General features: G+C 65.1%; 17 protein-coding genes. 6 read left to right on the top strand and 11 right to left on the bottom strand.

Annotation, left to right across the window (positions count from 1 at the left end; translation table 11 throughout):
- Window positions 1-310 precede the first annotated feature (310 nt).
- Window positions 311-721: a YjiS-like domain-containing protein gene (locus tag LQG66_RS08060; protein WP_231325176.1), complete on the top strand. Its 411-nt coding sequence runs from the start codon at window positions 311-313 to the stop codon at window positions 719-721.
- Between the two features lie 198 nt (window positions 722-919).
- On the opposite strand, the gene LQG66_RS08055 is transcribed toward LQG66_RS08060, so the two are convergent.
- Window positions 920-1,405 carry a hypothetical protein gene (locus LQG66_RS08055; protein WP_231325174.1) on the bottom strand — a complete coding sequence of 162 codons (486 nt, stop codon included), beginning with the start codon at window positions 1,403-1,405 and terminating at the stop codon, window positions 920-922.
- A 519-nt stretch (window positions 1,406-1,924) separates the two neighbouring features.
- Here LQG66_RS08055 and LQG66_RS08050 point away from each other — a divergent pair.
- Window positions 1,925-2,338, top strand: coding sequence for a DUF1127 domain-containing protein (locus LQG66_RS08050; protein WP_231325172.1), 414 nt, complete (start codon window positions 1,925-1,927; stop codon window positions 2,336-2,338).
- 252 nt (window positions 2,339-2,590) lie between these two features.
- Window positions 2,591-2,821 carry a hypothetical protein gene (locus LQG66_RS08045; RefSeq protein ID WP_231325170.1) on the top strand — a complete coding sequence of 77 codons (231 nt, stop codon included), beginning with the start codon at window positions 2,591-2,593 and terminating at the stop codon, window positions 2,819-2,821.
- On the opposite strand, the gene LQG66_RS08040 is transcribed toward LQG66_RS08045, so the two are convergent.
- Window positions 2,809-4,188 carry a sensor histidine kinase gene (locus LQG66_RS08040; protein WP_231325168.1) on the bottom strand — a complete coding sequence of 460 codons (1,380 nt, stop codon included), beginning with the start codon at window positions 4,186-4,188 and terminating at the stop codon, window positions 2,809-2,811. The genes LQG66_RS08045 and LQG66_RS08040 overlap by 13 nt on opposite strands.
- Window positions 4,185-5,195, bottom strand: a complete 1,011-nt coding sequence (locus tag LQG66_RS08035) for a response regulator transcription factor (RefSeq protein ID WP_231325166.1) — start codon at window positions 5,193-5,195, stop codon at window positions 4,185-4,187. The genes LQG66_RS08040 and LQG66_RS08035 overlap by 4 nt, the downstream gene beginning before the upstream one ends.
- A gap of 11 nt (window positions 5,196-5,206) precedes the next feature.
- Between LQG66_RS08035 and LQG66_RS08030 the strand changes: the two genes are divergently transcribed.
- Together LQG66_RS08030 and LQG66_RS08025 are read left to right on the top strand one after the other, a co-directional pair.
- On the top strand, window positions 5,207-6,103 hold the full coding sequence (locus LQG66_RS08030; RefSeq protein ID WP_231325163.1) for a MipA/OmpV family protein: 897 nt from the start codon (window positions 5,207-5,209) through the stop codon (window positions 6,101-6,103).
- 5 nt (window positions 6,104-6,108) lie between these two features.
- A complete protein-coding gene (locus LQG66_RS08025) occupies window positions 6,109-6,882 on the top strand; it encodes a hypothetical protein (RefSeq protein WP_345778938.1) in 774 nt (257 codons plus the stop codon).
- 148 nt (window positions 6,883-7,030) lie between these two features.
- On the opposite strand, the gene LQG66_RS08020 is transcribed toward LQG66_RS08025, so the two are convergent.
- The 4 genes from LQG66_RS08020 to LQG66_RS08005 form a co-directional block, all read right to left on the bottom strand.
- Window positions 7,031-8,386 carry a globin-coupled sensor protein gene (locus LQG66_RS08020; protein ID WP_231325160.1) on the bottom strand — a complete coding sequence of 452 codons (1,356 nt, stop codon included), beginning with the start codon at window positions 8,384-8,386 and terminating at the stop codon, window positions 7,031-7,033.
- Between the two features lie 266 nt (window positions 8,387-8,652).
- Window positions 8,653-8,820 carry a 50S ribosomal protein L33 gene (rpmG, locus tag LQG66_RS08015; protein WP_006611239.1) on the bottom strand — a complete coding sequence of 56 codons (168 nt, stop codon included), beginning with the start codon at window positions 8,818-8,820 and terminating at the stop codon, window positions 8,653-8,655.
- A gap of 135 nt (window positions 8,821-8,955) precedes the next feature.
- A complete protein-coding gene (locus LQG66_RS08010) occupies window positions 8,956-10,281 on the bottom strand; it encodes an LLM class flavin-dependent oxidoreductase (protein WP_231325158.1) in 1,326 nt (441 codons plus the stop codon).
- 333 nt (window positions 10,282-10,614) lie between these two features.
- Window positions 10,615-11,952, bottom strand: coding sequence for an amidohydrolase (locus LQG66_RS08005; RefSeq protein WP_231325156.1), 1,338 nt, complete (start codon window positions 11,950-11,952; stop codon window positions 10,615-10,617).
- Between the two features lie 190 nt (window positions 11,953-12,142).
- Between LQG66_RS08005 and LQG66_RS08000 the strand changes: the two genes are divergently transcribed.
- On the top strand, window positions 12,143-12,526 hold the full coding sequence (locus LQG66_RS08000; RefSeq protein WP_231325154.1) for a Rid family hydrolase: 384 nt from the start codon (window positions 12,143-12,145) through the stop codon (window positions 12,524-12,526).
- Window positions 12,527-12,559: 33 nt separating this feature from the next.
- On the opposite strand, the gene LQG66_RS07995 is transcribed toward LQG66_RS08000, so the two are convergent.
- From LQG66_RS07995 to topA, 4 genes are read right to left on the bottom strand one after another with little or no spacing between them, the layout of a single operon-like run.
- Window positions 12,560-13,330, bottom strand: a complete 771-nt coding sequence (locus LQG66_RS07995) for an NUDIX hydrolase (RefSeq protein ID WP_231325152.1) — start codon at window positions 13,328-13,330, stop codon at window positions 12,560-12,562.
- Between the two features lie 32 nt (window positions 13,331-13,362).
- On the bottom strand, window positions 13,363-13,839 hold the full coding sequence (locus LQG66_RS07990) for a DUF983 domain-containing protein (protein ID WP_231325150.1): 477 nt from the start codon (window positions 13,837-13,839) through the stop codon (window positions 13,363-13,365).
- Entirely contained in the window at window positions 13,836-16,199 is a 2,364-nt protein-coding gene (gene rnr / locus LQG66_RS07985) for a ribonuclease R (RefSeq protein WP_231325147.1), read from the bottom strand. The genes LQG66_RS07990 and rnr overlap by 4 nt, the downstream gene beginning before the upstream one ends.
- A 4-nt stretch (window positions 16,200-16,203) precedes the next feature.
- A complete protein-coding gene (gene topA, locus LQG66_RS07980; RefSeq protein ID WP_231325145.1) occupies window positions 16,204-18,963 on the bottom strand; it encodes a type I DNA topoisomerase in 2,760 nt (919 codons plus the stop codon).
- Window positions 18,964-19,148: the final 185 nt, after the last annotated feature.

Raw genomic sequence — 19,148 nt, 5'->3', positions numbered from 1 at the left:
TATGCCAACGCTCATTCACCCTCCGAACTGAGCCAAGGGGGACGTCGCGTCAGGTCGAGAGAGATTGCCTCGAGATGCACGCAACGTCGGAACATCCCTTGATCTGGCGCAATTTCCGTGGTAACTACGTAGCATGATCAACGTCGTGCGCAACTCCAACCGCAAACATACGACCCGCTGCAGCCGGGCCGTGGAAGGAGTCGTGCGCTAGGAATTCGACGACACGATCTTTTCACCAGGCCCCGCCGGCATCGGACGGGGCCTTTTGTTTGGCCTTTGCTCCCTGCCGGCACAACAGCAGGAGCATGCGATGCCACCCCACCAGACCAGCCTTACAGCCGAGATCGAGCGCGATGCCGCAGGGCTCGGCCTCGACCGCCCGATTGCGTCGACGAAGAACATCACGGGCGGCGTTCCAGCCGCGCCGCGTCCCGATGCGTCGATCGCAGCGCTGCGAGACGCGTTGTCGGAAAAGGACGCCGCCGGACCGCCGGCCGCAGCGGCGCCGAGCGTGCTCAGCCTGCTCACGCGATATTGGCTTGCATTTCAGGACAGCCGCCGGCGCCGGAGGATGCGCGTGAGCCTGCGTGACCTGAGCGAGAGCCAGTTGATGGATATCGGCCTGACCCCGGGGGACATCGACTACATCGCCGCTCACCGGGCCGTCGAGAGGGTCAGGGACAGCATGACGTATCAACTGATGTGCCGAGGTGTGATGTAGCTGATGGCAAGTCGCCGCCATGCTGCACAAGCAAGCCCATAGGGCCGATCAGCGCAGCGTGATCCGCCACAATTCACGATCGTCGTGACATGGCGGATCACGCTGACGCTGATCCGCCATACGAGCTGCGTTGACTCGAATCGAAATGGACAGGAGAGGACCTGGGCGCAGACGGATGTCTTCGGCTCGCGATGTTTGTTACGGCTGTTGTCGTAGACCCCGTTGGAGAGTGGCGGCGTTTGGTTGCCTTGCGGCCCATTGTACGTTGCGCTCGCCATCGATCTTCATGAAAGCCGTGGCGCTTGGCGCGTCGCTCCCATCCAGTGAGTTGAAGGTGCATGTTGCACTTTCTCGAATGATCGCGCCGGTGGAATCCTGGGCTTGATAGGCGATGAGCGCGATGAACTGAACGGGCGGCAGCCGTGCAGCCTGGATCATGGCTTTTCTGGTCGAGTCCGACACGGACCGCTCGGGCTCGGCAAAGAACTCGTCCCATGAAACCTCTCTTGCGGACGCATCGACGCTCTGCCGCTGATAGGTGGAGGGGACCGCCAGCCGCTCCATGATCGTCTTTTCGCAGGTCTGCACCAGCTGAGAGGTCAGCGACGGGTGATCGCGAAGGTAGGCATAGCCAACAACAAGACCCGACACCACGACTGCTGCGATTGCTGGCTTGATCCGCATCTCTGCCTCCCTGAGGTCTGCCGCCTCGCCGTGATCATGGACAACGCGCTCACATTCCTCCACGCAAATCACAGGCGAAGGTAAATCATTGGATGTCAGTCATGACTAAACTCACGAGCAACGTTGGTATGTGCCAAAGACAGTCCGTAGGGCGGATCAGCGAAGCGTGATCCGTCGCTTTTCTACAACCGTCGTGACGTGGCGGATGAGGCTCACGCTCATCCGATCGACGATCTCAGAGTCGATGGAGACTTGGTGCCAGGTCAGAGGAGATCGCCGCTAGGGTGTGAAAGACAGAAATGCAGCTCTTGATTTCACTTAAAGTCAGTGGTATTTCTAACGGATGATTAGATCAGCGCGCATCGTTTGCCATAACCACATGACCCGCTTCGGCTGGGCCATGGAAGGAGTGGTGCGCTAGGAATTCGATAGCGCGATCTTCTCACCAGGCCCCGCCGGCATCGGACGGGGCCTTTTGTTTGGCCACGTTCCCTGTCGGCACAACAGCAGGAGCATCCGATGCCACCCCAACCGACGAACCTCACATCCGAGACCGGGCGCGATGCCACGGGGCTCGGCTTCGACCTCTCCATCGCATTGGCGAAAGACGCCATGGGCGATGTGCTTGCAGCGGCGCGCCCCGATGCATCCATCGCTCCGCTGAGAAACGTCTTGTCGGAAAAGGATGCTGCGGGACCACCGGGCGCATCAACGCGCAGCGTCTCGAGCTTGCTCGATCGATATTGGCGTGCCTACCAGGAACGGCGCCGACGCCGGAGCTTACGAGCCAGCCTGTACGGCCTCAGTGACAGGGAGCTGACGGATATCGGCGTGACGCGGGCGGAGATCGACTACATCGCCGCCCGCCCGGCTATCGACCGGCTGAGAGACGGCGCGACGGATCCATGGTTGCCGTCCCGCGGTGTCATGTAGTTGCTGGCAAGTCAGCGAAGGCGGCATGGTGCAGGCCGGCCGGCCGCAGGGCGGATCAGCGAAGCGTGATCCGCCGCTTTTCTACCATGTCGTGAAATGGCGGATGACGCTGACGCTTCGTTGGCAAGCGCGTCGAGCTTGCCACCGCGAGCCGTTCAACTCCGTGCCTCACGACCATGCCGGATCCGCAGGATTCGGCCGGAACCGCCTGATGCGGCAGACGTTGGTCCCGCCCAAGGAGGAGTCTCCCCGATGAAGAAACTGTCGTTCGTGCTCGCGGTGTCGCTGTCGACCCTGCCGTCATTCGCCCAGGCCCAGGGACATATGGGCACGCCGCAGGAGCAGAAGGCCTGCTCACGCGACGCCCGGCAGCTGTGCCGGAGTCAGCTCGGCGACGACAATGCGGTCCAGCAATGTCTGATGCAGAACCGCAGCAAGTTGAGCAGGAGCTGTTCGGCAGTGTTCCAGAGTCACGGCATGTAGGTCGCCACGTGGCCGGACTTGTTGTCGTCCGGCGTTGCAGCCGCAGCTTCCACAAAGCGCAAGGTGGCGGTGGTTCCGCCGCCCGGCGTGGAGGTGATGACGAACGCGCCGCCGTGGGCCGCCATGATCTCGTGAACGATCGAGAGGCCGAGGCCGGCGCCGCCTTGCGTGGCGTTGCCGGTCTGGAACGGCTCGATAAAGCTGCGCTCGTAGCCCGGAGAGAATCCGGCGCCGTCATCGCTGATCGAGACGCTGCCGCGGCCGAGCGTTGCCGTGACGCGTTTGGCGCCGCCGGCGTGGATCAACGCATTGCCGACCAGATTGGCGAGGGCGCTGCGGACGGCAGCCTCCACGCCTTGCACGACCGTGCCGTCCTCCTCAGCGTGCTCCAGCGACAATTCGATGTCCGCATCCAGCGCCGATGGGCCGAAATCGGCCAGCGCGTCCCGCGCCAGCTCCGCAAGATCGATCGGCCGCTTTTCGATCGCATGATTTTGCAGCCGTGCGAGGTCCAGCATGGCCGAGACCAGCGAGGTCAGCCGGCGCATGTCGCGCACGAGCGCGCTCCTCAATCGGGGCTCGGCAACATCCTCGATCCTGGCCCGCAGCAGCGTCAGCGGCGTCCGCAACTGATGTGCGGCATTGCCGAGGAAGCGGCGCTGCATCTTGATGTAGGCATTGATCTCGTCGAAGGCGCGGTTCAGCGCCTCGACCAGGGGCTTGAGCTCGATCGGGACCTCATCGAGCGCAATCGATCCTTGCGGCGCCGACGGGTCGATCGCGAGCGCGCGCCGCGTCACGCGATCGATGCCGCGCGCCACGAAACGCCCCGACAACCAGGCGCCGATGATCACCATCAGCGCGAAGGCGAAGGCCCCGAGGGACAGCGGAAAGACATTGCGGCCGACGAACGACCACAACATCTGGCCGAAGTGGACCTGCGCCCCGCCGACCATCATCACCAGATCGGACGGGCCCCAATTGATGACGGCCAGGCAGAACGTCGCGTTCTGATCCAGCGTGTTGAGGACCGAGAAACCGATCGGTCCGCCATAGGGCAGCGAAAACGGCAAGGCCGGCCTGCGGTCGCCCCCGAACTCGGTGATCAGCTTCTCGTAGGACACGACGTACCACAGGTTCGGGCTGAACGATTTCAGCTCCTCGACACGGCGCGTGGGCCGGATGGTCAAGGCGTGGCCGGGATCGACGACGGCTGCGTCGTAGAGAATGCCGGCAGCGACGCGGCAGACGACCGGATCGTATTCGCGCAGCTGGGACTGCCAGACGGTGATCGTGATCGTGGCGAGAAAGATCGCGGTGGCGGCGAGGCCGAGCGACAGCGTGAACGTCCGGGCGATCGACTTCATCGGCCGTGCGCCATCCGCAGCATGTAGCCGATGCCGCGCATGCTGCGGATCTCGACGTTGCCGCCGAGCTCGAACAGCTTCTTGCGCAGCCGCGACACCTGCGCCTCCAGCGTGTTGGATTCGATTTCGTCGTCGAAGCCGTAGATCTCCTCGATCAGGGCCGCGCGGGTGACGACGCGGTCGCGCCGGGTCAACAAGGCGCCCAGGATCAGCGCTTCGCGCCGACGCAACAGGATCCTGTTGTCGGCCACGACGGCCTCGTTGCTGCCGAGGTGCAGCTCGACGTTCCCGAACGACAAGGCCGGCTGGACGAGAAGCCGCGGCCGCCGCAGCACGGCGCGCACGCGGGCGATGAACTCATCCGGCTCGAACGGCTTGCCGAGATAGTCGTCCGCGCCGCCGTTGAGACCTTCGATCACGTCTTCCTTGGTATCCTTGGCGGTCAGCACGATGATGGCCGGCCGTTCAGCCAACTGTCCCAACGCCGTGACGATCACGAGTGCGTCGCCATCAGGCAGCATGCGATCGACGATCGCCAGATCGTATTTGAAGGTTTTCAACGCGTGCTGCGCGTCCGAAACCGATCCGACCGTGTCGACCACACCGTGCAATTGCGCCAGCAAGCGGCTGACATAGGCGCCGATCTGCGGTTCGTCTTCGATCACGAGGGAACGCACAACGATCTTCCTTGCGGCAGGCGAGTAACAAAGCCACGGGGATCGTGACATTCCCTGTTTGGCCTGATTGTGGCGCTTCGGGCCACGCAGACATATTCGTTTACGGCAGCCCGACCGGCGAAGGCAAGCGGCCGGCAGAGGGGACATCTCTGCGCTCCTGCAGAAAGAAAGGCGAGCGGCTCCCGCGCGGGCAATGTTCGGGCAATGTTGGGCTGCGGCGCGATGGTATCTTCGTCGGATGTCGTGGCGGGCAATCTTCGCGCAATGTTGCCCGGCGATTGAGGGACACGAATCCACACAACAGGCCCCGACAACGAGGCCCGCCGTCAAAGGTCCCTGCAATGAAGCATGCCATCGTAGCCGCTCGCCGTCGTCCCGCGAGGCGCGCGCACCGAACTCTGTTCGTCGCGACGCTCGCGGCTCTCAACGTGACGGCAGCCGCCTTCGACCGCGCATCGGCCCAGACTGCATTCACCTTGCCGGCGCCGCCATTCGAGCTGCCGTTGCTGCCGCCGGTGTCCGGCAACTGGACGGTCATGATCGGCGCGGAGGGCCGGTACAAGCCGGACTTCGAAGGCGCAAAGCACAGCCTGTTCAGTCCGATCCCGATCTTCTCGATCCGCCGCGCCGGCGCGATGGATCAGTTCCGCAGTCCGCGCGACAATGCGAGCATCGCCCTGATCGATTTCGGCAATCTGCGCGCAGGCCCAGCGGGCAAGTTCGTGCCGTCGCGCAAGGCAGGCAGCTATGCCGCGCTCAACGGTCTCGGCGACGTCAAGGCTGCGTTCGAGCTCGGCGGCTTCATCGAGTATTTTCCGGTCGACTGGTTTCGCGTGCGCAACGAAACCCGCGGCGGCTTCGGCGGCCATCAGGGCGTCGTCTCCGACTTCTCGGCTGATTTCATCGTGCCGGTGACACGGGCGATCACCGTGTCCGCCGGCCCGCGCTTCACCTGGGAAAGCGCCAAGGCTGTCTCGCCCTATTTCAACGTCGACGCCGTGCAGGCGATGGCGACGGGGCTTCCAATGTACACGGCCAAGGGCGGTGCACATTCGGCCGGCGCGGGCGTGCAGGTGAAGTATCGCATCGATCCGCAATGGGAGGTGCATTCCTACGTCGAATATGACCGGCTGCTCGGCGACGCCGCAAAGAGCCCGATCGTGACGGCGCGCGGCTCGGTGAACCAGGTGACGGTCGGCGTCGGCGCGTCGTACTCCTTCGACTTCAAGATCCGGTAGGGACCATGATGCGCTTCATCAGTCGATACGCCTGGGCTGCAGCGAGCTTCCTCTTCTGGTGTGCGATCGCGATCCTTCTTATCCTGAGCAGCGGCGCTCATGCGTTGTTCGAGACGCGCGACGAGAAGCTCAGATCGGTCAAGACCGTCGGCATCGTTTCTGCGGTCGGTGATCAGTTCATCCTGGCAAGGGCAGGGCTCACCGGTCTCGACAACGGCTCGCGACATGTACCGATCGCGTCCTGGGGGCTCGATGACCTGATCGTGCAGGAGGTGGGGAAGGCGCTGAGCGTCCGCTTCCAGGTGCAGCCGATCACCTATCCGCGCGCCGCGTTCGCGACGATACAGGACTCGGCGGTCGCGGCCGTCAATCTCGTTCGCGACGATCCGTTCAAGAAGCTCGTCCGGACCGAAGTGTCCCCGCAAGGCCTCGACGCCTACATCGTCATCACCAGGGCCAAGGCCAATTTCGGCGGCAGCAACCGGAAGGTCGAAGGTGTGGGCCTGATCACCTACAGCACGGTGCTGGAATCCTTCGGCTTGCTGCACGCGCTGTACGAGATCAGGGTGTTCGACGGCAAAACGTTCGACATCATCGAGAAGCTCGCGGCCGGGCCGTCCGATGACGCATCGAGCGTTCGGCTCGCTGGCCCCAGCCTCGTGCTCGACGGCAATTTCGGCGAGCCGGACGAGAGACTGCGCCGCGCGATCGTCGACCTGCTCAGCCGCAGCCTGCCGAGCACACTGAGCGATCTGCACCTGGTCGATCACACGCGCTAGACCGGGGTGATCGACGAACGCCGCGCCTGTCCATCGGGCACGCGCGTCGAAGTCGCGGTGATGGCGGCCAGGCGGCCATCCAGCGTCACCACGCAGGACAGCCGGCGCGGGAATGTCCGGCCGGTTGCCAATTTGCTGCGATGGATGGCTATGACGCCGCGCGCACGTTGCGCAGGAATTTTTCCAACTCGTCCTTCAGCCGGTCGCTCTCCCGCGACAGCGAGTGCGCCGAGGCGAGCACCTGCGAGGAGGCCGTCCCGGTGGCGTTGGCGCCCTTGCTGACGTCGCCGATATTGCCGGCGACGCGGACGGTGCCGCCGGCGACCTCCTGGACATGGCGCGAGATCTGCCCGGTCGCGGCGCCCTGCTGCTCGACGGCGGCGGCGATGCCGGCGGCGATTTCCGAGATCTGCTGGATGGTGCCGCCGATCTGCTTGATCGAGGCGACCGACGCCTGCGTCGCGTTCTGGATGCCGTCGATCTGCTGGCCGATCTCCTCGGTCGCCTTGGCGGTCTGCGAGGCCAGCGCCTTGACCTCGGAGGCGACCACGGCGAAGCCGCGTCCGGCGTCACCGGCGCGCGCCGCCTCGATGGTCGCGTTCAGCGCCAGCAGGTTGGTCTGGGCGGCGATCGAGGTGATCAGCTTCAAGACGTCGCCGATGCGCTCGGCGGTGCGCGACAGCTCGCTGATGCCGACATCGGTCTGCTCGATCTGGCGGACGGCCTCTTTCGCGATGGTGGTCGATTCCGTGACCTGGCGGCCGATCTCGTGGACGGAGGACGTCATCTCCTCGGCGGCCGAGGCGACCGACTGAACGTTGGCCGAGACCTGGCCGGAGGCAGAGGCCGCGCTGCTCGAGAGCTGCTGGGTCTGCTCCGCGGTCTTGGTCAGGGTATTGGCCGAGACCTCCAGCGTTTGCGCGTCTGCATGCACCTTGTTGATGATCTGGCCGACGGTCGCTTCGAACTCGTCGGCCATGCGCCGCATCGCGACATGCTGCTCGTTCTTGGCCGCGTCGAGATAGACCGAGATCGCCAGATCCATGTCGAGCATCGCCGCCTTGGTGATCGCGGCCTGCAGCACGGCCTTCCTCTCGCGCGCCGCCTGGCCGCCGAACCAGCCGTCCGACAGCTCGGTCTCGATCGCCCTCTGCAGGCCGGTCATGATCAGCGAATAGCCGGCAATGTACCAGCGGGGCTCGAGTCCCATCCGGTTGTGGGCCTCGCCGATCCGGGTCACGGACTTCACATAGGCGTCGTCGAACTTCGCGGTCGCCAGCGACATCCAATGGTCGAGCTGGGCCTGCTTGGCGTGCCGGAGCGCGGCCTGGCTCGAAAACATCTTCGCCAGCTGCGGGTACTTGCCGACATGGGCATAGAACTGGTCGAGCAGGCCGGGCAGCACCTTGCCGATCAGCGGCCGCAGCTCCCGCAGGCTCTCCCGGGTGGCATTGTCGATGCCGATGAAGTCGAGACGGGATTGCAGGGTCTGGGGAGCGGTCATCGTTGGGGCCCGGTAAGCTGGGTGAACACGGAAGAGGCGCACCTCACGCGCGGGTGCATCGCTACCCCAAAATTGCATAGGTTTGGTTGATGGTTCCTTACGGGAGGAACCATCATTTATGGTCGGCGAATGTTGCCGACCAGAGCGGGCAGGCCATCGGGATGGATACCCCAGTCTGGTGGGCGAGGAGTGCCCAATAAAAAGAGGAATGCCCAATAAAAAACGGGGCCGAAACGGCCCCGTTGAAGTCGCAGCAGCCCGCGATCTTACTTGATCTTGGCTTCGCGGAATTCGACGTGCTTGCGCGCCACCGGGTCATACTTCTTCTTGACCATCTTGTCGGTCATGGTGCGCGAGTTCTTCTTGGCAACGTAATAGAAGCCGGTGTCGGCCGACGACACGAGCTTGACCTTGATGGTGACCGCTTTGGCCATGTCTTGAACCTCTAGATAACGGAATCGGTGGGGGTGGGCGCCGGCCAAAGAAGGGGCACCGTTGGCGCGCAACGTACCCAGCCGGCCCCCAAAGTCAAGGTTGCTGGAGGTGTTCCTGAGCGGATTCTGGCACCTTTAGCCCTCGAAGAAGCGGTTTTTGGGCCGGGGCAGGCCCAGATTGTCCCGCAGGGTCGGCCCCTCATACTCCCTCCGGAAGATCCCGCGCCGCTGCAGCTCCGGAATCACCTTGTCGACGAAGTCGTCGAGCCCCGCCGGCAGATAGGGGAACATGATGTTGAAGCCGTCAGAGCCGCGGCTGACCAGCCAATCCTCCATCTGGTCGGCGATGGTCTTGGCCGTGCCGACGAAGGCGAGCCCGCCATAGCCGCCGACGCGCTGCGCCAGCTGCCGCACCGTGAGCTTGTCGCGCGCGGCGACATCGACCAGACGCTGCCGGCCGCTCTTGGAGGCGTTGGTCTCGGGGATATCAGGCAACGGGCCGTCCGGATCGAAGCCGGACGCATCGGTCCCCAAAATGACGGAGAGCGAGGCGATGGCGCTGTCGTAGTGGACCAGGCTGTCGAGCAGGGCACGCTTCTCCTTGGCCTCGTCGACGCTGTCGCCGACCACGACGAACGCGCCCGGCAGGATTTTGAGATGCTCGGGATCGCGGCCGACCTTCTCCATGCGGCCCTTGATGTCGGCATAGAGCTTTTGGCCGTCGGCGAGGCTGCCGCCGCCGGTGAACACGGCCTCCGCCGTCTCGGCCGCGAGCTGCTTGCCGTCCTCGGAGGCGCCGGCCTGAACGATCACCGGCCAGCCCTGGACGGGGCGGGCGATGTTCAGGGGTCCGCGGACCTTCAGATATTTGCCGTTGTGATCGAGCACATGCATCTTGCCGGGGTCGAAGAACAGACCCTGCTCGACATCGCGCAGGAACGCATCGTCGGCGAAGGAATCCCACAGGCCGGTGACGACGTCGTAGAACTCGCGCGCCCGCTTGTAGCGCTCGGCATGCTCCATGTGATCGTCGAGCCCGAAATTTAGCGCCGCGTCCGGATTGGAGGTGGTGACGATGTTCCAGCCGGCACGGCCGCCCGAGATGTGGTCGAGCGAGGCGAAGCGGCGGGCGACATGATAGGGCTCGTCGAAGGTTGTCGATCCCGTCGCAATCAGCCCGATGTGCTCGGTGACCGCCGACAGCGCCGACAGCAAGGTGAACGGCTCGAACGAGGTCACGGTGTGGCTGCGCTTCAGCGCGTTGATCGGCATGTTCAGGACCGCGAGATGGTCGGCCATGAAGAAGGCGTCGAACTTGCCGGCTTCCAGCTTGCGGATCAGCTGCTTCAGATGCGCGAAATTGAAATTGGCGTCCGGCCAGGCGCCGGGATAGCGCCACGCGCCGGTGTGGATCGAGACCGGGCGCATGAACGCGCCGAGCTTGAGTTGACGTGGGGCCATGGAAGGTCGTCCGCGATGGTTTCTGTCTTGGGGAGATAGGAACTCGGCCAATGCCTGTCAGCAACCCGCAGCAGAACACGATTTCGTTTTTGGTGGCCAAAGTAGCATGCGCATTCCAATGAGTGCCGAGCAGGCGATCTAAAAAAACGGTGTTATCCCGGCGAACGCCGGGATCCATACTCCGTGAGGGGCATGTGAGGCACAGTCTCGACCATCCGGGCCGACCGAGAGATTCCGCGGTATGGGTCCCGGCGTTCGCCGGGACGACAGCTTTGTTGTGGTTGGATCGTCCATCTCACCGTGAGCGTCGCGAAGTATTGCGCGACCACACTGCTAACGTCCCCGTGCGCGCTCGTCGAAGGCGGAGAGCACGGCGAGCGTCATTGCGGTGACACCGGTCTCGATGGTCGGCTTGGGCACCGGCGCGAATTGCGGGGAGTGGTTCGGCGGCAGTTGCGGACCGGTGCCGTTGCGCGCGGCGGCCACGCGCTCGGGCTCGTAGACGCCGATGCCAAAAAACATCGAGGGTACGCCGGCGGTGACGAACTCCGAATAGTCCTCGCTCGTCGTGCTCGGCGGCGCCATCGTGACCTTGTCGCCGAATGCGGCCCGGAGCACCTTGGCGCCGGTCGCGACCACCGCCTGGTCATTCATGACCGCCTTCGCACCCTCGCCGATCTCGATCTGTGGCGGCGGCGCATCCGCCATGGCGGCTACCGCCTTGGCCGTCCGCTCGATGCCTGCCAGCATCTTGGCGCGGACCTCGGGCTTGAAGCTTCTGATGGTGCCGAGCACGAGCGCATTGTCAGGAACGATGTTGCCGGCGGTCCCGCCATGAATCGCGCCGATGCTGACGACGCCGAATTCGGTCGGGTCCTTTTCGCGGCTGATCACGCTCTGCACGTCGACGACGAAGCGCGCTGCCATCATCACCGGATCGATGGTCTGCTGTGGTGCTGCGCCGTGGCCGCTGCGGCCGTGGAAACGAATGAACAGGCCGTCCACATTGGAGGAGCCGATTCCCGTGCGATACGTCAGGGAGCCATAGGCAAAGCCGCCATCATGGAGGGCGAAGCCGACATCGGGTTTCGGAAAGCGGGTGAACAGGCCGTCGGCCAGCATCGCTTTTGCGCCCGCGACCTCTTCCTCGGCCGGCTGAGCGATGAACATCAAGGTGCCGTTCCACTTGTCCTTGAGGCCTATCAGCGTCTTGGCCGTGCCGATCCAGCTCGCCATGTGGATGTCGTGGCCGCAACTATGGGCGACGAAGGTCTCGCGCCCGTTCCAACTGGCCTTCTCGTGGCTGGCATAAGGAAGCCCGGTCTTCTCCTCCATCGGCAGCGCATCGAGCTCGGTGCGCACCATGATGGTCGGGCCCTCGCCATTGCGATAGAGCGCGACGAGCCCGGTCTTGCCGACCTTCTCGGTGACCTCGAAGCCGATCGCGCGCATCTCGGCCGCGAGCTTCGCTGCCGTCCTGACCTCCTGGAAGGCGAGCTCGGGGTGGGCGTGGATGTCCTTGTAGAGCGCGTCGAGCGCCGGGTAGTCGCGCTCGAGCGACGCGGTAATCGTGCCCTTCAGCGCGGCGACGTCGAGCTCGGCATGGGCCGCTGGCGAGGCCAGGGTGAACAGCGCGGCGGACGCAAACAGAAGGCCGAGAGACTGCTTCATGGATTGGCTCCACAATGAATGGAGCCAATCTAATACTTTTCAGCGCGCCGCGCCCAGCACGTCCTTGTGTATATAAGGCTGACGCAACGATGGACGGCACCCGCCTTCACGTCGCCGTGGGGATGCGTTGCGACGATGCGCGCTTCGCACTCGGAGCTCAGCCCATGCCGTTTACCAGGGAGCATTCAACATGCCACAACCGCGGCTCAGCGTCTCCTCCGGCTATCCTTTCGAGGACACCTATGGCTATGCGCGCGCAGTTCGTGTCGGCAACCAGGTCTTCGTTTCTGGAACGACCGCGCGTGGTGCTGATTTGGACCGCGATGCGTATGGCCAAGCGACGAGCGCGATTGGCATCGTCGCTGAAGCCCTGCAGAAGGCAGGGGCGGACCCCCGTCACGTGGTGCGGACGGTCGTGTACGTGACCGACATGGCGGATACCGACGGCGTTGCCCGCGCGCGCAGCGAAGCCTTCGGTGCGGTTCGGCCAGCCAGCACGCTCGTGAAAGTCGCAGGTCTCACGCCCGCCATCGCCCGAGTTGAAATCGAGGCGACCGCCATCGTTCACGACTGATGACTGAAGCGGTGCGCCGCCTTGACCTCAGTATCAACCGCCCAGCACGTCCTTCTGCATCTTGCCGCCATAGAAGTGGAAGAACGGGACCGGCGCGTCGTGGCGCAGGGGGCCGGTGGCGAGGCGCTTGTCGAGCTCGTTGAGAACGTTCCTGGTCATCGGATGCAGGTCGGCGAGCGGCTTGGAGCCGAGCTCGACCCAGACCAGCTCGACCAGCTCGGCATCGGCGTGGATGACGCCGTCGACGCGGTGGGTGATGGCGGAGGCGTCGGCGGTGAAGAAGCGGGTGTCGAAGCGCTTGATGCGGCCGGGCGGGGTGATGGCGCGCGCGATCAGGAACAGGCTGGAGGGATCTGGCAGGAGGCTGGCGTCCGCGAACGGCGCCCAGGGACCTTCAAGCCGACCATCAAGATTGGGCGCAGGACCGTCGACCTTGCGTCCGAGGCACAAGCCGGTTTCCTCACAGGCCTCGCGGATGGCGGCAATCGCCAGCGACTTCGCGCGCGAGGCCGATGTCTGCGGCTTGCCCTTGAATAGATTGGCTTCGAGCTCGGCCGGCATGGGCGCTGCGACCGGGATGCGATGATCGGTCTTGTCGACGCGACCGCCGGGAAAGACGAACTTGCCGGGCATGAACACGACCTTGTCGTGGCGCTTGCCGACCAGCACCTTCGGCACCGCGCCGCTGCGGTCGACCAGGATCAGCGTCGCCGCATCCCTGGGCTTGGTGTAGGGATGGTGGTCCGCTTCCTTCTCGGCGGGCTTGCCTGCCGGCGCGCCCGTGGCCTGTGCCGTGTCGCTCATATCCTCCCCGCTTTTTCTTGTTTGTTGGTCGTTCACACCGGCGGGATGCCTTCCACCGGATTGTCGTCGAAGCCGTGCATGCGGAATGCCCATTGCAGCCCGACGACGGCGCCCTTGACCGGCTGCAGCAGCACGAGCGAGGCGATCAGCGTCACCGGCAGATAGATCGCGAGCTGCAGCGCTATCGGCGGCGCGTAGTTGGTCTCGATCGAGAGCACGAGCGGCACGATGATATGGCCGACGATGACGATCACCAGATAGGCCGGCAGGTCGTCGGCGCGGTGGCCGGAAAAGTCCTGGCCGCAGCGGTCGCATTTGTCGGCAACCTTCAGGAAGGCGCGAAACAGCTTGCCTTCGCCGCAGCGCGGGCAGCGGCCGCGGGCGCCCCGCTTCATCGCCGTCCATACGTTGCGCTTCTCGGCCGCGCCCGCGTCACGCGTCCAGGTTTGCGGTGGCAATGCTTGGGGCGTCAAGGCTTGGGGCGTCAAGGCTTGGGGCGTTGAACTCATGGCGTCCATGATCTGCCTTTCTTCGATGTGCCGGGCTTGCGTTTTGTCTCCGCCTTGGGGCTCTTTGTCCCGTGCTTCGGCTGAGCCTCGGATTTGGCGCGCTTCGATGACTTGGCCTTCGCCTTGACGGTCGTCTTGCTCTTGGAGCGGTCGCGGCGCGGGTGGCGCGACACCAGCACGTCGGCCTGGGTCAACAGCTCGAAGCGCAGCGCACCGGCCACCGGTTGAGCTTCTACCAGACGCACGTCGACGACGTCACCCAACCGGTGCATGGCACCACTGCGCTGGCCGATCAGCGCATGCCGGGTCTCGTCGTAGTCGAAATATTCCGTGCCGAGGGTTCGGATCGGAACCAGGCCGTCGGCGCCGGTCTCGTCGAGCTTGATGAACAGGCCGGCCCGGGTGACGCCGGAGATGCGGCCCTGGAAGGTGGCACCGACACGGTCGGCGAGATGATGGGCGATCAGGCGGTCGGCGGTCTCGCGCTCGGCCTTCATCGCGCGCCGCTCGGTGACCGAGATCTGCGCCGCGACCTCGGCGAGATGATCCGGCGTCTCGCTGTCGGGCAGGGCGCCGTCGCCGAGGTTCAACGCGCGCAGCAGGCCACGATGCACGACGAGATCGGCGTAGCGGCGGATCGGCGAGGTGAAATGCGCATAGCGGCGCAGGTTCAGGCCGAAATGTCCGTAGTTGTCCGTCGAATATTCCGCCTGCGCCTGCGAGCGCAGCACGACCTCATTGACGAGATGCTCGTAGTCCTGGCCGGCGACCAGGGTCAGCACGCGGTTGAACAGCGACGGCCTGAGTGCACCGCTCTTGGCGAAGGGCACGTCGAGCGTCTTCAGGAATTCCTGCAGTGCGTGGATCTTCTCCACCGTCGGCTCGTCATGCACGCGGTAGATCAAGGGCAGCGCCTTCTTCTCCAGCAGTTCGGCCGCGGCGACGTTGGCCGAGATCATGAACTCCTCGATCAGCCTGTGGGCGTCGAGGCGCTCCGGCACGACGACGCGATCGACGGTGCCGTCCTTGTTGAGCAGGATCTTGCGTTCGGGGATGTCGAGGTCGAGCGGATCGCGCGCGTCGCGGCCGCGCTTGGCAACCTCATAGGCCGCATAGAGCGGCTTCAGGATCGGCTCGAGCAGCGGACCGGTGACGTCGTCTGGCTTGCCGTCGATGGCGGCCTGCGCCTGCGCGTAGGACAGCTTGGCCGCCGAGCGCATCAGCACGCGATGAAACGAGTGTGACCGCTTGCGGCCGTCGGCGCCGATCACCATGCGCACGGCGAGCGCGCCGCGCGCCTCGCCTGGCACCAGCGAACAGAGATTGTTGGAGATGCGCTCGGGCAGCATCGGCACGACGCGATCGGGGAAGTACACCGAATTGCCCCGGACGAGTGCATCGCGATCGAGCGCCGATCCCGGCCGCACGTAGTAGGCGACGTCGGCGATCGCGACGTGGAGAATGAAGCCGCCCTTGTTGTCGGGATCGGGATCAGGCTCGGCATGAACGGCGTCGTCGTGATCCTTGGCGTCGGGCGGATCGATCGTGACTAGCGGCAGCTCGCGCCAATCCTCGCGGCCCTTCAGGTTCGCCGTCTCAGCGGCTTCGGCCTCCGCCACGGCCGCCGCGGAGAAGTCGAGCGGAATCTCGTGGGCATGGATCGCGATCAGGCTGATCGCCTTCTCGGTCGCGACCGAGCCGTAGCGTTCCTTCACGCGGCCCGCGGGCAGGCCGTAACCACGGCCGCGCAGCAGGTCGACGCTGATGAGATCACCGTCTTTCGCGTCCTTGGTATCGCCAGGGGCGATCGAGAGCTCGCGTCCGGCCTGCTTCTTGTCGACGGGGATCAAGCGCCCACCGCCGGCGGGGGTGCTTTTGAAAATGCCGAGCACGCGATTGCGCGCCTGATCGAGCACCTTGAGGACGCGGCCGCGATAGGCGACGCCTTCGGCATCCTTGATCGGCTCGACACGGAGCAGGGCTCTATCGCCGACGCCTGCAGTCGCGCCGGGCTTGGCGTGACGGGGCGTATGGATGCGGATGCGCGGCGGCTCGGACTGTTCGGCCTCGTCCCACTCGGCGGGCTTGGCGATCAGTTCGCCGTCGCTGTCGCGGCCGGTGATGTCGGCGACCAAGGTCGCCGGCAGCGTCGCGGGCTCGATGATGGTCTTGCGGCCGCCCTTCTTGACGGTGCCGTCCGCGACGAGCTCACGCAGCAACTGCTTGAGCGCGGCGCGATCGGCATTCTTCAGGCCGAATGCGCGGGCAATGTCCTTGGTGCCAACCTTGCCCGGATTGGCACGGATGAAGGCGACGATGGCCTCCCGCGGGGGGAAGCCGATGTCGCTCTCTTTGGTCATTTTCTCATCCGCGGGCCTTGCCGGCGCTTTTCTTGGGCGTCGCCTTCGTCGCAGGCTTGGCCGATGTCTTGGCAGCCTTGGCGACAGGCGCGCGCGCCTTGCTGGTGGACTCTGATTTCGGCTTGGCCGCGGCCTTCTTGGCCACCGCCTTCTTCACGGGCTTCGGCGAGTCGTCGTCGCCGCCGGCCTTCGGCTTGGCCGCCTTGCCGGCGGACTTGGCCGGCTTCGCAGCCTTGCCCTTGGCCTTTGCCTTGCCGCCGCCCTTGGCGGCGCGCTCGTCGAGCAGGGCGATCGCCTCGGCGAGGGTGATCGTATCCTTCTCCTTGTCGCCGGGGATCGTCGCGTTGACGCCGCCCGCGGTGACATAGGCGCCGTAGCGGCCGGCCTTGACGGCGACGGCGCCGAGCGACGGATGGTCGCCGAGCGCCTTGCCCGGATCGGCGCCGAAGCGCTTGCTCGGCCCCTTTGCGATCTTCTCGGCGATCAGGGTGACCGCGCGGTTGAGGCCGATGTCGAACACCTCGTCGCCGGCTTCCAGGCTCGCATAGGTCTTGTCGTGCTTCACGAACGGCCCGAAGCGGCCGAGGCCCGCGGTGATCGGCAGGCCGGTCTCCGGGTGTTTTCCGATCTCACGCGGCAGCGACAGCAGCTTCAGCGCCAGCTCGAGATCGACATCCGAGGGCTGCGTACCCTTCGGAATGCCGGCGCGCTTCGGCTTCTCGCCCTCGGCGTAGTCCTTCTGCTCGCCGAGCTGGATGTAGGGGCCGAAACGGCCGGCCTTGACCGCGACGTCGAGCCCGGTGTCGGGATCCTGGCCGAGGATGCGGTCGGCCGCGGCCTCGCTGTCGGCCGCCAGTGGCCGGGTGTAGCGGCATTCCGGATAGTTGGAGCAGCCGACGAAGGCGCCGAACTTGCCGGCCTTCAGGTTGAGCCGTCCGGTGCCGCAGGTCGGGCACTGCCGGACGTCGCCACCATCCTCGCGCGGCGGATAGATGTGCGGGCCGAGCATCTCGTCGAGCGCGTCGAGCACCTGCGCGACGCGCAGATCCTTGATGTCGTCGACGGCGGCGATGAAGCCGGTCCAGAAATCCTTCAGGACCTGCTGCCAGGCGATCTCGTTGTTGGAGACGCGGTCGAGCTGCTCCTCGAGATCCGCCGTGAAATCGTACTCGACGTAGCGGCGGAAGAAGTTCTCCAGGAACGCGATCACGACGCGGCCCTTGTCCTCGCCGTGCAGCCGCTTCTTCTCGAGCTTCACATAGCCGCGATCCTTGAGCACCTGCAGGATCGAGGCATAGGTCGAGGGCCGACCGATGCCGAGCTCCTCCATGCGCTTGACCAGCGACGCCTCGGAGAAGCGCGGCGGCGGCTCGGTGAAGTGCTGGGTGACGGACAGGTTCTGACGCTTCAGCGGCTCGCCCGCGCTCATCTGCGGCAGGCGGCGGCCGTCCTCGTCCTCCTCGTCGTCGCGGCCTTCCTGGTAGAGCGCGAGGAAGCCGTCGAACTTGATGACCTGGCCGGTGGCGCGCAGCTCCAAGGTGCGTGCACCCGCCTTGGCGATGATGTCGACCGTCGTGCGCTCCAGCTCCGCCGACTCCATCTGGCTCGCAATCGTGCGGGTCCAGATCAGCTCATAGAGCTTGGCCTGGTCGTCATCGAGCCGCTTGCGCAGGTCGGCCGGCTTGCGCGACAGGTCGGTCGGGCGGATCGCTTCGTGCGCTTCCTGGGCGTTCTTGGCCTTGGTCTGGTACTGGCGCGGGCTGTCCGGCACATATTTGTTGCCGTAGATCTCGCCGATCACCTTGCGCGCCTGGGTGATCGCCGAGCCGTCGATCTGCACGCCGTCGGTTCGCATATAGGTGATGAGACCGGTGGTCTCGCCGCCGATGTCGATGCCTTCATAGAGACGCTGCGCGATGCGCATGGTGTGCGCCGGCGCGAAGCCGAGCTTGCGGCTCGCCTCCTGCTGCAGGGTCGACGTCGTGAAGGGGGCCTGCGGATTGCGCCGCGCCGGCTTGGCGTCGACGGAGGTCACCGCGAAGCTGGCCGCGTTCAGCGCCGTCTTGAAGTCTTCCGCTTCCGCGCCGGTGCCGATGTCGAGCCGCTGGATCTTCTTGCCGTCGGCGCCGATGAGGCGGGCCTCGAAGGTGTCGCCGCGCGGCGTCGCCAGGGTTGCGATCAGTGACCAGTATTCGCGCGCGACGAACTTCTCGATCTCAAGCTCGCGATCACAAACCAGGCGCAGCGCCACCGACTGCACGCGGCCGGCGGAGCGGGCGCCCGGCAGCTTGCGCCACAGCACCGGCGACAAGGTGAAGCCCACGAGGTAATCGAGGGCGCGGCGCGCCATATAGGCGTCGACCAGCGCACCGTCGATCTGGCGCGGATGCTTCATCGCCTCCGAGACGGCCTGCTTGGTGATGGCGTTGAACACCACGCGCTCGATCTTCTGATCCTTGAGCGCGCGCTTCTCCTTCAACACCTCCAGCACGTGCCAGGAGATCGCTTCGCCCTCGCGATCAGGGTCGGTGGCGAGAATCAGTCGGTCCGCACCCTTGAGCGACTTCGCAATGTCGTTGAGTCGGCCGGCCGCCTTGGGGTCGATCTCCCAGATCATGCGGAAATTCTCATCCGGATCGACAGAACCGTTCTTGGCCGGGAGGTCGCGGACGTGGCCGAACGACGCCAGAACCTCATAGGAGGAGCCCAGATATTTGTTGATCGTCTTGGCCTTGGCAGGCGACTCCACGATGACGATGTTCATGTATTTCCAATGGCTTAGTGGAAGAATTGAAGCCGGTTTCGCGGGATTCGCGTCGGGGCTCGTTGACCCGAACATGGGTGGTGAGGCGGTTCCTGTCAAATCGAGGGGTGTTGAAAGTCGATTGCGTTGGAGCCGCGAAGTACCTATCAGGTTGTAGGAGCGCCAGGGTCCCGGCTCCGACGTTC

The sequence above is a fragment of the Bradyrhizobium ontarionense genome, assembly GCF_021088345.1.
Lineage (GTDB): Bacteria > Pseudomonadota > Alphaproteobacteria > Rhizobiales > Xanthobacteraceae > Bradyrhizobium > Bradyrhizobium ontarionense.
This window is presented reverse-complemented; position numbering and strand designations above follow the sequence as displayed.

What these genes read in the sequence shown, in the direction of transcription:
- LQG66_RS08050 (WP_231325172.1), top strand. Translation starts at nt 1,925, where the DNA reads ATGCCACCCCAACCGACGAACCTCACATCCGAGACCGGGCGCGATGCC.
- LQG66_RS08020 (WP_231325160.1), bottom strand. Translation starts at nt 8,386, where the DNA reads ATGACCGCTCCCCAGACCCTGCAATCCCGTCTCGACTTCATCGGCATC.
- LQG66_RS07995 (WP_231325152.1), bottom strand. Translation starts at nt 13,330, where the DNA reads ATGAGCGACACGGCACAGGCCACGGGCGCGCCGGCAGGCAAGCCCGCC.
- LQG66_RS08040 (WP_231325168.1), bottom strand. Translation starts at nt 4,188, where the DNA reads ATGAAGTCGATCGCCCGGACGTTCACGCTGTCGCTCGGCCTCGCCGCC.
- LQG66_RS08060 (WP_231325176.1), top strand. Translation starts at nt 311, where the DNA reads ATGCCACCCCACCAGACCAGCCTTACAGCCGAGATCGAGCGCGATGCC.
- LQG66_RS08045 (WP_231325170.1), top strand. Translation starts at nt 2,591, where the DNA reads ATGAAGAAACTGTCGTTCGTGCTCGCGGTGTCGCTGTCGACCCTGCCG.
- LQG66_RS07990 (WP_231325150.1), bottom strand. Translation starts at nt 13,839, where the DNA reads ATGAGTTCAACGCCCCAAGCCTTGACGCCCCAAGCCTTGACGCCCCAA.
- rnr (WP_231325147.1), bottom strand. Translation starts at nt 16,199, where the DNA reads ATGACCAAAGAGAGCGACATCGGCTTCCCCCCGCGGGAGGCCATCGTC.
- LQG66_RS08000 (WP_231325154.1), top strand. Translation starts at nt 12,143, where the DNA reads ATGCCACAACCGCGGCTCAGCGTCTCCTCCGGCTATCCTTTCGAGGAC.
- LQG66_RS08025 (WP_345778938.1), top strand. Translation starts at nt 6,109, where the DNA reads ATGATGCGCTTCATCAGTCGATACGCCTGGGCTGCAGCGAGCTTCCTC.
- LQG66_RS08005 (WP_231325156.1), bottom strand. Translation starts at nt 11,952, where the DNA reads ATGAAGCAGTCTCTCGGCCTTCTGTTTGCGTCCGCCGCGCTGTTCACC.
- LQG66_RS08055 (WP_231325174.1), bottom strand. Translation starts at nt 1,405, where the DNA reads ATGCGGATCAAGCCAGCAATCGCAGCAGTCGTGGTGTCGGGTCTTGTT.
- topA (WP_231325145.1), bottom strand. Translation starts at nt 18,963, where the DNA reads ATGAACATCGTCATCGTGGAGTCGCCTGCCAAGGCCAAGACGATCAAC.
- LQG66_RS08030 (WP_231325163.1), top strand. Translation starts at nt 5,207, where the DNA reads ATGAAGCATGCCATCGTAGCCGCTCGCCGTCGTCCCGCGAGGCGCGCG.
- rpmG (WP_006611239.1), bottom strand. Translation starts at nt 8,820, where the DNA reads ATGGCCAAAGCGGTCACCATCAAGGTCAAGCTCGTGTCGTCGGCCGAC.
- LQG66_RS08010 (WP_231325158.1), bottom strand. Translation starts at nt 10,281, where the DNA reads ATGGCCCCACGTCAACTCAAGCTCGGCGCGTTCATGCGCCCGGTCTCG.